Annotated in this window: 8 protein-coding genes; 7 read left to right on the forward strand and 1 reads right to left on the reverse strand. The window is 42.3% G+C overall.

Features of this window, described 5'->3' with window-relative positions:
• Window positions 1-97 precede the first annotated feature (97 nt).
• Window positions 98-1,375, reverse strand: coding sequence for an O-antigen ligase family protein (locus ACLWBD_RS07405; protein WP_413570360.1), 1,278 nt, complete (start codon window positions 1,373-1,375; stop codon window positions 98-100).
• 444 nt (window positions 1,376-1,819) lie between these two features.
• Here ACLWBD_RS07405 and wecB point away from each other — a divergent pair, with 444 nt between their 5' ends.
• Genes wecB through ACLWBD_RS07440 form a run of 7 tightly spaced genes read left to right on the forward strand, consistent with a single transcriptional unit; the run spans window position 1,820 to window position 12,562 of the window.
• Complete coding sequence (gene wecB, locus ACLWBD_RS07410; protein WP_413570725.1) at window positions 1,820-2,944, forward strand: non-hydrolyzing UDP-N-acetylglucosamine 2-epimerase; 1,125 nt, start codon at window positions 1,820-1,822, stop codon at window positions 2,942-2,944.
• Window positions 2,928-4,175 carry a UDP-N-acetyl-D-mannosamine dehydrogenase gene (gene wecC, locus ACLWBD_RS07415; protein WP_413570361.1) on the forward strand — a complete coding sequence of 416 codons (1,248 nt, stop codon included), beginning with the start codon at window positions 2,928-2,930 and terminating at the stop codon, window positions 4,173-4,175. The genes wecB and wecC overlap by 17 nt, the downstream gene beginning before the upstream one ends.
• Complete coding sequence (locus tag ACLWBD_RS07420; RefSeq protein WP_413570363.1) at window positions 4,172-6,310, forward strand: bi-domain-containing oxidoreductase; 2,139 nt, start codon at window positions 4,172-4,174, stop codon at window positions 6,308-6,310. Before wecC ends, ACLWBD_RS07420 begins: the two co-directional genes overlap by 4 nt.
• A gap of 2 nt (window positions 6,311-6,312) precedes the next feature.
• Window positions 6,313-8,217 carry an asparagine synthase (glutamine-hydrolyzing) gene (asnB, locus tag ACLWBD_RS07425; RefSeq protein WP_413570365.1) on the forward strand — a complete coding sequence of 635 codons (1,905 nt, stop codon included), beginning with the start codon at window positions 6,313-6,315 and terminating at the stop codon, window positions 8,215-8,217.
• Window positions 8,218-8,221: 4 nt separating this feature from the next.
• Window positions 8,222-9,874, forward strand: coding sequence for a glycosyltransferase (locus ACLWBD_RS07430; RefSeq protein WP_413570367.1), 1,653 nt, complete (start codon window positions 8,222-8,224; stop codon window positions 9,872-9,874).
• Complete coding sequence (locus tag ACLWBD_RS07435; protein ID WP_413570369.1) at window positions 9,864-11,147, forward strand: oligosaccharide flippase family protein; 1,284 nt, start codon at window positions 9,864-9,866, stop codon at window positions 11,145-11,147. Before ACLWBD_RS07430 ends, ACLWBD_RS07435 begins: the two co-directional genes overlap by 11 nt.
• Before the next feature lie 14 nt (window positions 11,148-11,161).
• The gene (locus tag ACLWBD_RS07440) at window positions 11,162-12,562 is read left to right on the forward strand and encodes a hypothetical protein (RefSeq protein ID WP_413570371.1); all 1,401 of its coding nucleotides are present in this window, start codon (window positions 11,162-11,164) and stop codon (window positions 12,560-12,562) included.
• The last annotated feature ends 26 nt before the right edge of the window (window positions 12,563-12,588 follow it).

Genomic DNA, 12,588 nt, shown 5'->3' on the forward strand with positions numbered 1-12,588 from the left:
TTAGAGCGAGTTTGAGCAAGGTAAAATCACTCATGAAAAACAATGCTGCGGCATTCAATGGCCCCGAGATGAAAGGGCAAACTTGATGTTATTTTTCTTATTTAGAAGTAGGTCCGTTTATTTTGTTTATCTTTATTGAGACTTCTTTTTCGGATGCAAGCCAAATTAATATCGCCCAGGAAATTACGAGCCAATTGCGTGCTGCATGAATCTCGAAATTATTGTCGGCTAAACCCGCAATCAAAAATGCAGGTTGTATAACGATAGCGCCTAGAAGTAATCCTCTTTTTACTGCCTCCTTTTTAGGGGTGAGGTTGAGAGTTTTTACTCCAAGTAAAAAGAACAGAACAAAGAGGCCTAAGTAAAGCAGAGTCCCGACGATTCCCGTTCCGGCCAAGAACGATAGAATTTCGTTATGTGAATGCGTGTCGAACTCGGTTGTGATGTTTGTTTCGCCGTATTTCTTCAAATACATCAAAATATCGCGTTTGTTGTTCATGTAGCCAACGCCTACAACGGGGTTGTCGAGAAAAATTTTAAAGGACGTCTGCCATAATGTAAGTCTTATCGTGTCTCCAGGATTAGTTGTGAGGGTGTTGGTGATTCTGTCTCTTGCCCCTCCAATGTCAGAAATAAATATTGCGCCAAAGAGAAGGCACAAAGACAAAAATACTCGGAGTGCCATTTTTCTGTTGGCGAAAAAAAACAGTATCGGAATTGAAAGAATGATTGAAAACCAAATGGTACGAGTGAATGTCAAAAGTAATGCAATGAAGACTGTTATAACAGTAACGGCGAGAAGTGAAGCGAGACCTTTTTCATTATTTTGAAGATGTGCAACGAAAAGCCCTAGAGCGAGCAGGAAAACCAGAAAATAGGAATGAGCCAAAAAGTTGATGTTTGAGAACGTTCCCTGAAGTCGATTCGGATAACCAAAGTACTCTGAGTTTGCAGGCATCAGAAAGTAATGGGCGATAATGCATATCATTGACAGAGATGTCAGAATTGCAAAAGCCGGCGCAAAGTATCGGTCAAGACGAGATAAGGAAAAGATTCGAGAGAAAATAGGAAGGGCGGGAATCCACAGAAATTCCGGTAGATAACTGAAGCTTTGGAGTTGTATAGGCGGATTCAAGAGTAGGGTCACTAGTATCCAGAAATAGAATAAATACAGCCAATTATAGAAACCAATATCGTAGTATAGTTTCTTCCAACTCCAAGGGGCTTGTTTTCGAAATGTCACAAAAAGAACAAAAAGGATTACAATATCAAAAGAGTATTCCCCCAAATTTCTTGAGAATAAACTGACGAAGAAACAGACTATAACAAGTATCGTCGCAGTACTCGATACCCATACGTTTTTTGAGTTAGACATATTTGTAATTCAGTAAAAAAAATTTAGTGCGAATGAATTTAAGTTTTTTTAATGCAGATAGCACTGGAATTGCGCGTTGCTGCGGTGAGTTGTTTTGTAATGCAGTGTGTGATTTTAAGAGTTTCAACTGTCCTTCGTGATTTGAAATGATGGAAGGCTTTAAAGCGGCCTATGTTTAAGAACATTTTCTTGTTTAAAGGGGCACTCCGGAGACCTTCTTCGATGGAGCAAAAATAATCAGCACTGATGCGATAATTATAGCGAGAAATTCCCTAAACACATGTCTCTGAAATTCGCGTCCAAGTTTGAATCGGCATCGCCCTCAGGTCTTATTACTCTTAGTCTGACGCGTAAGTTAAAACTTAATATTAATTGAGAATCCAGTTGTAACTTAGTTAAATACGAATCTTTAGAAATCTATGAGTGAAAGTGAACTGAGTGAAAATTAAGTTGTTAGTTGTCTTTGGAACAAGGCCTGAGGCCATAAAAATGGCTCCCTTGATTTTGAAAGCTCGTGAGTCTTTACATTTCGACATCAAGGTCTGTGTTACTGGGCAGCATCGTCAGATGCTGGATCAAGTTTTAAAACTTTTCAATATCGTTCCAGATTTCGACTTGAACATAATGCATCCTAAGCAAACTCTGAATGATATCACGAAGAATGTTATCGAAGGCTTAGATAAAATACTCAAAGAGAATATTTTTCATTGCGTTCTCGTTCATGGAGATACGACGACGACGATGGCTGCGAGTCTAGCAGCATTTCATAACAAGGTTTTTGTTGGTCATATAGAAGCTGGGTTGAGAACTCATAATATCTATTCTCCTTGGCCAGAGGAAATGAATCGGCGAGTTGCTGGATTGCTTGCTCGTTGGCATTTCTCGCCGACTGTATCCAGTCAAGCAAACTTGTTATCCGAGAAAGTTCCTGCGGAAAATGTTTTCGTAACTGGAAACACCGTAATTGATGCGCTTCAACTGGTTGTTCAAAAAATAGAAACTGAGGCGGCTCTTAGGCAGACGTTGGAAGCGAATTTTTCGTTTCTGGATTCTCGTAAAAGGATGATTCTTGTTACTGGGCATAGACGCGAAAATTTTGGTGCTCAGTTTGAAGATCTTTGCTTGGGCCTTAAACGCATCGCTGTTAATCATGATGTACAGATTGTTTATCCCGTGCATCTAAATCCCAATGTTCAGGAGCCGGTGAATCGAATTTTGGGTGATCTTGAGAATGTTCATCTGTTGGACCCTCAAGAATACGTGCCATTTGTTTTTTTGATGAAAAAAGCCCATTTAATTGTAACCGATTCCGGCGGGGTTCAAGAAGAGGCTCCCTCTTTAGGTAAGCCTGTTCTTGTGATGCGAGAAACAACGGAAAGGCCCGAGGCGGTAACTGCGGGAACCGTTAAATTGGTTGGGCCTGTAGGAGATAGAATCTATCAGGAGACCTCACTTCTTTTGAGTGACGAAAATGAGTATTTAAAAATGAAGATGTCGATCAATCCTTACGGTGATGGACACGCATGTGAGAGAATTTTGGAGATACTGAAAAATGAAGTTAGAATTTAACACAGTCTGTGTCGTGGGCTTAGGATACATTGGACTTCCTACTGCTGCAATTTTAGCAAGCCGTGGTGTTGACGTCATTGGATTGGAAGTCAATCCCCATGTGATTGAAACGATCAACAAGGGTGATATTCATATTGTTGAGCCAGGTTTGGACGTCGTAGTTAGAACAGCGGTAGCTTCTAAAAAATTACGCGCAACAAAGACGCCTGAAACTGCAGATGCTTATCTCATTGCAGTTCCAACTCCATTTAAAGGCGATCATGTGCCAGACATTTCTTACGTGGAGTCAGCGGCGAAGGCCTTGGCCCCCGTTCTAAAAAAAGGCGACCTGATTGTTCTTGAGTCAACGTCGCCAGTAGGCACAACAGATGCTATGGCTGGATGGTTGAAGGAAGCGCGCCCGGATCTAACTTTTGCGTGTGAGGGAGAGGAATCCTGTGACGTGTTCCTAGCATACTGTCCGGAGAGAGTCCTGCCAGGGCATGTTCTTCGTGAGCTGATTGAGAATGACCGCGTAATCGGTGGAATCAATGCTCAAAGTGCTGATAAAGCGCAAAAACTTTATAAGACCTTCGTTGAAGGCGATTGTATCATTACGAATGCAAGAACTGCAGAGATGGTTAAACTGACAGAAAATTCCTTCCGTGATGTGAATATTGCTTTTGCGAACGAGCTATCTTTCCTCTGTGATAAATTCGATATCAATGTTTGGGAGTTGATCCAACTTGCAAACAGACATCCACGTGTAAAAATTCTTCAACCCGGTCCTGGTGTTGGTGGACATTGTATCTCTGTAGATCCTTGGTTTTTAGTGCACCAGGCTCCTGAACAAGCTCGTCTAATTCATACGGCGAGAAAAGTGAATGATAGTAAACCTCATTTCGTTTTAGAAAAAGTGCATGCGGTCGCTGAAAAATTTAAAAATCCTGTAGTGGCCTTCTTTGGTTTAGCATTTAAAGCAAATATTGATGATCTTCGTGAGAGTCCGGCTTTGGATATTGTCGAGCACTACAGTGCAAAAAAAGTCGGGACTGTTTTGGCTGTTGAACCCTACGTTGAATCATTACCAAAAAAACTTATTGATTCCGGTGTTCAGCTGACCGATGTCGAAGCGGCAATTCAAAAAGCTGATATTTTAGTTCTTCTTGTAGATCATGATCAGTTTAAAAAAGTGGATAAGAAAAAGTTCGAAGGTAAAGCTGTCATCGACACTCGAGGAATTTGGCGATGAAACAAGTTGTAATTCGGGCCGGTAATGCGGTCATTGATAATGTTCCTGCACCTTTGGTGGAGCCTGGAACTGTCTTAGTTGAAGTTGTGTCATCGTGTATTTCAATCGGTACGGAGATGAGTGGGGTTAAAACTTCGGCTCTTCCACTCTGGAAAAGAGCGATGCAGCAGCCCGAGAACGTTAAAAAAGTCATGGAGTCTGTGGCGGCACAAGGTGTATCTCGCACGATGAGTCTTGTGCAGGGAAAGCTGTCAGCGGGGAATCCAACGGGTTACTCAGCGGCCGGCGTAGTTGTTGCCGTAGGCGAGGGTGTTGAAGGGTACATGGTTGGTGATCGTGTTGCATGTGCAGGCGCACAGTGTGCACATCATGCCGAGATCATTCGCGTACCACAAAATTTATGCGTAAAAATTCCGGACGCTTTAGGCTTCGATATTGGATCGACCGTCACATTAGGTGCCATTGCGATGCAGGGCGTACGTCGTGCTCAGCCAACATTGGGTGAAACATTCGTTGTTTTAGGCCTTGGAATCCTAGGGCAAATCGCTGTTCAACTTTTGAAAGCAAACGGCTGTAAAGTCATCGGAATCGATCTTGATCCGACACGCGTTGAAACGGCTCGTAAATTTGGTTGTGATTTCGGAGTTTATAAGGATTTCGGCTCGCAAATAGACCAGGTTCATCGAATGACCGACGGATATGGCGCGGATGGTGTTATCATCACGGCGGCGACTTCTTCGGATGAAGTGATGAGTCAGTCATTTAAGATGTGTCGAAAAAAAGGACGAGTTGTTTTGGTGGGTGACGTGGGATTGGATTTAAATCGTGCGGATTTCTACTCTAAAGAAATCGACTTCTTTATTTCCTGCTCCTATGGTCCTGGCCGTTACGACAACAATTACGAAGAAAAGGGCATGGAGTATCCATTGCCGTATGTGCGTTGGACGGAAAATAGAAACATGTCCAGCTATCTGGATTTGTGCGCACAAGGACGGGTGCAAATTGCTCCACTGATCTCAAAGACTTTTTCAATTGATCAGGCTGCAGAAGCCTATTCGGAGTTGAAGGGTGAAGGTTCAAAAGCCTTGATGGTTCTTCTATCTTATCCCACGTCTGGAAACTGGAAAGAAAAAGCAGAAACAAAGTTTGCGAATCCAATTTTAAAGATCAAAAAGAACGAAGGTAAGATTGGTCTAGCTGTAGTAGGAGCAGGTGGATTTGCAAAAGGTATGCACCTTCCTAACTTAACTAAACTTGATGACGTATTCTCATTAAAGGCCATCGTCAGCAGAACGGGTCATAATGCTATGGCCACGGCAAAGCAGTTTAATGCCGAATATTCAAGTTCCGACACTCAAGATGTACTTAAAGATCCAGGCGTGCATGCTGTTATTATTTCTACTCGACACGATTTGCATGCAAAAATGGCAATTGAAGCCCTGAAGGCCGGTAAGCATGTACTTCTGGAAAAGCCGCTGGCGATTTCAAGAGCGGATTTTCAACTTGTTAAAAATTATTTTAACGAGGTTCAAGATAGTCCCGTCTTGTTAACTGGATTTAATCGTCGTTTTTCACCTTACTTACAAAAAGTAAAACAGCTTGTCGAGAAGCGTTCGAACCCCATGATTATTAATTACAAAATGAACGCGGGCTATCTTCCTAAAGATCATTGGACTTTAGGACCTGAAGGTGGCGGAAGAAATATTGGGGAAGCTTGCCACATCTATGACGTCTTCACTTTTTTAACAGGTGAAAAGGTTATCGACTGTTCAGTTCAAAGTATCAGCCCGAAAACGGGCCACTACTCGAACAGAGATAACTTCGTTGCGACTTTTAAGTTCAGTGACGGCTCAATTGCGACATTGACCTACACGTCTATTGGCAGCAAGGAGTTCTCAAAAGAGACAATGGAAGTTTTCTGCGACGGACTTGTTGTGCAGATGGATGACTTCAAGGATCTTAAGGTGACTGGTGGTAAAATTTCCCACAAGTCGAATTCCCCTGAAAAAGGGCAAATGGAAGAACTTCAAATCTTTGCTGACGCAGTTTCGGGAAAACAAGACTGGCCGATCCCGTTATGGCAGCAGTTTCAAGTAACTGATATGACTTTCATGGTCGAAGATAAATTGGTGTAAATATGTGCGGAATCAACGGCGCGATTTCTTTTAACAGTTCGAAATTTGAGATCACGGAACCATATATCTCTGGTATGCGAGACACGATGGAGCATCGGGGACCAGACGGTGCCGGAGTGTGGGTTTCTGAGAACAAAAAAGTAGGGTTCGGACACAGACGTCTTGCGATCATAGACTTGTCGACTTCTGCGATCCAGCCTATGAGCAACGAAGATGGCAGCATCTGGGTCACGTTTAACGGAGAGATTTATAATCACGCTGACATCCGCAAAGAACTCGAAGCCCTAGGGAAGTACAAATGGAAAACCAATCACTCTGATACGGAAGTCATTGTTCATGCCTTCGCAGAGTGGGGTATTGATTGTATCCATAAATTTCGAGGCATGTTTGCTATCGGTATTTGGGATGATAAGAAAAAAGAAATGTGGCTGGTTCGTGATCGTATCGGGATTAAACCACTTTATTACTCAATTCATGACGGACGCTTGGTATTCGCATCAGAAATTAAGGCACTCTTAAAAGATCCAGATCAAAAAAGAGCTGTCCATGAGGAAGCTTTCTATCACTATTTGTCGTTCTTGACGACTCCTGCACCTCAGACTCTTTTTGACGGTATTCTGAAGTTGCCTGCGGGCACCTGGTTGAAAGTAACCTTGGACGGAAAAGTTGAAGAGAAAAAGTACTGGGATGTTTGGGATTACACCAAACCAATGACAAATAAGTCAGAAGAAGAAATCACTCAAACAATCATTTCAGAACTTCGTGAGTCGGTAAAACTTCGCAAAGTCAGCGACGTTCCAGTGGGTATTTTTCTCTCTGGGGGCATTGATTCGAGCACGAATGTGGCGTTGTTTAGCGAGGGCGAAACCTCCAACGTTAAGACATTCTCTATTGGGTATGATAGGGATTATGGAACTTATAAAAACGAGCTTCACTTTGCCAAAAGTGTCGCGGATAAGTTCAATGCGCAGTACTTCGAGCAACGATTGACCGTCGATGACTTGTTGGGCTTTTTGCCTAATATGATTCACTTGCAGGATGAACCAATTGCAGATCCCGTCTGTGTACCGGTCTATTTTGTCTCAAAACTTGCAAGAGATAATGGTGTTATAGTTTGTCAGGTTGGTGAAGGCAGTGACGAACTGTTTTGGGGTTATCCGACGTGGAAATTGAAACTTCGCTTGCAACAAGCCAATGCATGGCCAGTTCCTAAAGTCTTTAAGAAAGCGGGACTATCCGTCCTGCGCATGATGGGGAAAAAAGACAGTTGGCCCTATGCCGCTTTACAAAGAGTGGTAGAGGATAAGCCTGTCTTTTGGGGAGGCGCCGAATCTTTTACGGAAGAGCAAAAAAAGCGTCTATTGTCTCCACGTTTAAAAAAGAAATTTGCTAATTACTCTTCTTTTGAAGGCATTCGTCCTATTTGGGATCGATTCCATGCCAAGGCTTGGGAAAAGTCTGATTTAAATTGGATGACGTATTTAGATTTAAATCTACGTCTTCCAGAGCTACTGCTTATGCGAGTTGATAAAATGAGCATGGGGGTCAGCTTGGAGGGGCGCGTACCCTTTCTTGATTATAAATTCGTAGAAATGGCAATGAGCATCCCAAGCAAAGTTAAAACCAAAAACGGTGACTTGAAATATATCTTAAAGAAGGCTGTTCGTGGTCTCATTCCTGACGAAATCATTGATAGACCGAAACAAGGATTTGGAGTTCCAGTATACGAGTGGCTATTCGACAAATTGGGTGATGAAATTCGTACTGAGCTACGAAGTTTTGCTCGCCGTACGGATTTTTTTGAGCCGGACGTGATCGAAGAGCATATATCTAAATCTTCGGGTGCACAGCTATGGTACTTATATAATTTTGCGCTTTGGCATAAAACTTATATCGAGATGAAGTAGCCCTATGAAAGATACAATCGTTTTATCACTTTATGGTGTAACCGAACACGATAAAAAATCTATTCGAGATGCGGCGGGGAAATCGCTCGACTTTGTTTCGGCGGGAAGTCTGCGTTCGTCGAATCCCCTTGGGATTCTTCGAAATCTGCGCAGTCTTAAAGCACGCCAGCTTATTATTTTATTTGACCCAAAAAACTCTGTGGGAGTTTTGCAGATTTTAAAGCTGTTAGGTATTCTGACGCCATCGACCGAGCTTTATGTTTGGATAGGTGAAAAAAAGATTCCTTTTAAGCGCAACGAAATTTTAGCAATTATGGCTTCCTTCGTTGTTCAAAACCTGAAGGCTTGGGCGTCGTTGTTTTATAACTGGCTGGATGTTCTAAAATTGGAAAAGGCAAAGCCTCTGAGCTTTGTGGTTTCAAAAAAGGATCAGAAAGTTTTCTATTTAAAAACAAATTATTGGGTCGGCGTTAAAGCGGGTGGTTCCGTAGGACATATTGCTGGAGTCATTAAAGGATTCTTGGAAAACAAGTTTTCTGTTAATTATTACGGTGCCGACAAACCGCTTTTAGTGGACGATCTTATTCCCTATCGAGTGTCCAGTCCAAGTATCAGCTTGAGTTATCCGGAAGAACTCAATCATTATTCGTACGATCGTCAACTTTTTGCTGAGCTCAAAAATGACGATATCTTAAAGAGTTCTGATTTTATCTATCAACGACTATCAATAGCAAATTTTACGGGAGTTCGACTTTCTCGGGCTTTGAACAAACCGTTGATTTTAGAGTACAACGGCTCGGAATCGTGGATTGCAAAAAACTGGGGCGTGCCGCTTCGATTTAATTCGCTGGCGGACCGTATTGAGAAAGTTTGTTTCAAGCACTCTCACTTAATAGTCACTGTTTCAAATGTTCTTCGTGATGATCTCATTGAGCGTGGAGCCGATCCGAAAAAAATTGTAGTCTATCCGAACTGTATCGATCCCGACGTCTTTAACCCTTCTCTTTACAGTAAAGAAAATACCGAGACATTGAGAAAGAGATGGGGAATTGAAGCCGGCGACAAAGTTTTCACTTTTGTTGGAACTTTTGGCCAATGGCACGGGGTCCGAGTTTTAGCAGAGGCTATCGAAGGACTTTATGAGAGGAATGCGGGTTTGCTTGATCAGAATAAAGTAAAGTTCTGGATGATTGGCGATGGCCCGGAAGCAAAAATCTTTTCTGATAAACTAGCATCTCATATCGCGCGCGGAAGGATTGTAATGACTGGATTGGTTCCCCAAAAGGAAGCGCCAGTTTATCTAGCAGGGTCGGATGTCCTGCTAAGTCCTCATGTTAACAATCCGGATGGAGGTCGTTTTTTTGGTTCTCCGACTAAGTTATTTGAATACATGGCCATGGGTAAACCTGTTATAGCATCAAACCTTGAGCAAATTGGTGAAGCACTTTGCGACGGGGCGATCTGGCCGACTTTACCGCAACAAAAAAATGACTCTATATTGGTTGCTCCGGGAAATTCCTCTCAGTTGGCAGAAGCTATTCTTTGGATGATTTCAAATTCAGAGGCGGTCCAACATTTAGGATTCAATGCGCGTCGTAAGGCTTTAAAGCAGTACACTTGGAAACGACACGTTCAAGAGATCATTGATGGGGTTTAAGAAGTTACAAAGTTATATCGAAAGACTCTTAAATCAACCTGTAGTTAAGACTATTATTGAGTCAACTGTCGTCAGGGGGATCGGCTTGAGTGTCGCATTCTTTGGGCAAGTTTATCTTGCGAGACGACTCGGTCCCGAAATTCGGGGGACGTACTCAGCCATCGTCGCTTTGGTCGCCATCGGGGCTCAGGTATTAAGTTTTGGGCTTCAGAACACTAATACCTATGTCATTGCGAAAGACCTTTCTAAATTCAACAGACTGTTCTCATTAAATATTGGATTTTTATTAGTTCTGACCCTAGGTGGAACGGTTATAGCCTATCCTCTTTGGAGATATCTTTCTTTTCCTGTTGAAAATGCAGGCTTCTCAACATCTATTTATACTCTCTTGTTAATTATAGCGACCATTGCCTTCTGGCTTATGGGACAACTGCTCTTAGGTTTGAGTCAGTTTCGCGATTTTAATCTTTTTGAGCTTATCTCAAAATTTGTCACTGTCATCGCTGTTTGTTTTTTGGGGTTTTCGGGGCTTCTTAGTCTGAATTCGGCCCTGCTATCTTCATTACTCGGGCTCGCTATTGGCGGTGTGTTTTTCGCTTATTCCGCTTTGAAAAGGATGCCAACTAAGTTTGAGTTCCATTTTGATCTGAGCTTTATCTTCGATCAAATCGGATATTCCGGGCGTGTTTATCTTTCAATGATCGCAACTTTATTATTGGTTAAAATTGACATACTTATTATTGAGAGAATGTTGGGAGGATTCAGTGCCGGAATCTATTCAGTCGCATCCTCTCTGTGCGATTTGTTGCTTGTTTTACCTTCTTTAATAGCCGCGATTCTTTTTCCGAAAATTAGGGATTCTAAGACTACTGAGGAAGCGTTTCAAAAAGTGATCAAAGCTTTAAGATATTACCTTGTACCGCTCCTTCTAGGAATCACAGTCTTCTTTTTTATATCTGGTGAAATAGTCCGCATGCTTTATGGCGAAGACTATGCCGCAGCCGCAGCACCAATGCGTATTTTAACTTGGGCTGCATTTTTCATGAGCATCAATAATTATTTCTCCGTCTATCTCTCTTGCGTGGGCAGCCCATGGAGTTATGTTTTCACTGGGTTTGCTATCAGCTTACTCAATTTAATTTTAAATATTTATGTGGCAGAGCGATGGGGAATTGTCGGTGTCGCTTTTGTATCCTTAGTTACGTATTTTATGGCAACAGCTATTAACTTTTTCAATTCCTATAGAATTTCATTAAAAAAAGCAGCTTTGTGAGGCTTTAGACGGATATGGCAGGAATGGTTTTGACCCGATTTTTTAATACAAAAAATTTGCTACCGCTTTTCTTTTATTTAATGTGTTTTTTGTTCTTTAACGCCGTGGGGGTTTACCTGGCCGTTTGGGGCCCCGCATTTTATCGGCAATTATACATATTGAATTCGGGAGTTTCTTTTTTGGCTCTTGATGAAAATCAGAAAACGCTGTTACTTCAGTTGATGGTTTGGCCGGTCGTTGGATTCGTTGGCGGATATCTTTTGATTCTGTTTTTCTTGGAGAAAGTCAGAGATAGAGTCGAGATTTTCCTGCAAAAAACCTCAAAATCAAGGAACTTTTCCGAAGCTGAGATCACAACGCTTCTGTTGTCTTTGATTTTGGCGGGGATTTCCGTCGCTCGTGCTGGCTCGTTTAGTATGATGTCGACTTGGTTTTCGAATTACACTCAGTGGATTGCGGCGCGATATCATCTGTTTGAAAAGCTTTCCTCGCCGGAGTTTATAAATTTATACGTTATTGTTCCGTCGGTTTGCTCTATTGTGGCGATACGATTCTTGAAGCTTAACAAGAGTAAATTGTTGGCGGCGGCTTTGGTGTCTATAGCGGTCACTCTTTCCGCTATGCTGTTTCAAAAACGCCCGATCTTGATCTGCTTTCAAATTGTGTTTATCGCCTATCTTTTGGAATATCTAAATGCTTCAGTTATTAAAAAGATTATTATTGCTGGGGTCGCCTCAATTTTACTCTATTGGCTATTGATATTTTTACCGACCTTGGCAATTTCCGAAACCAATATTCAATCAGCCGTCAAATATAAACAAAAATCCTCCGTGGCGAATGAATTTGAAAAAAAATGGAATTTAACAGAAGAGCAGATTGCTGTTGAGGTGGAGGCTATGGAAGCGGCGAAGAGCCTGCCAGATTCAAAGAAACGTCTTTTAGCTCCTGTCAGCGCGCTGATTTTCCGTGTATCGTATCCTTCTGTATTCTACGTTGCGGCCTATCCGGACGTGTATCCCCACTACGGGTTGGATCTTGTATTCAACAAAGTAAAATGGACCGATAACACGGATGTTTGGAAGCTGATGTGGCCTCATATTGAAAACGGTTCCGTGGCAGCTCCCATGCAATTCGTGTTTTATGCACAGGCGGGGGTGTGGGCCGCTGTTGGGATGTCGATCCTGACCGGAATTATTCTCGCCTTTTTATGGTGGTGGTCATCTATTGGGGGGTTCGCAAATCCTCTCAGGGCTGTTCAAGGCAGCCTGGTGCTTCTTCTAGCGGTATTTATATCAATGGATTCTTTGAGAAATTCACTTCTGGCGACGTACGGCATCGTTTGGGGTGTGCTTTTGCTGGAACTCCTGGTTTGGATAAAGCTTTTGGTTGAGCGAATGAATAAAAAAGCGGTATAAGATTTGATACCTCATGAAACTTGTTA

Origin of the sequence: Bdellovibrio sp. HCB117, from assembly GCF_047305915.1 — a bacterium.
Taxonomy (GTDB): Bacteria; Bdellovibrionota; Bdellovibrionia; order Bdellovibrionales; family Bdellovibrionaceae; genus Bdellovibrio; species Bdellovibrio bacteriovorus_B.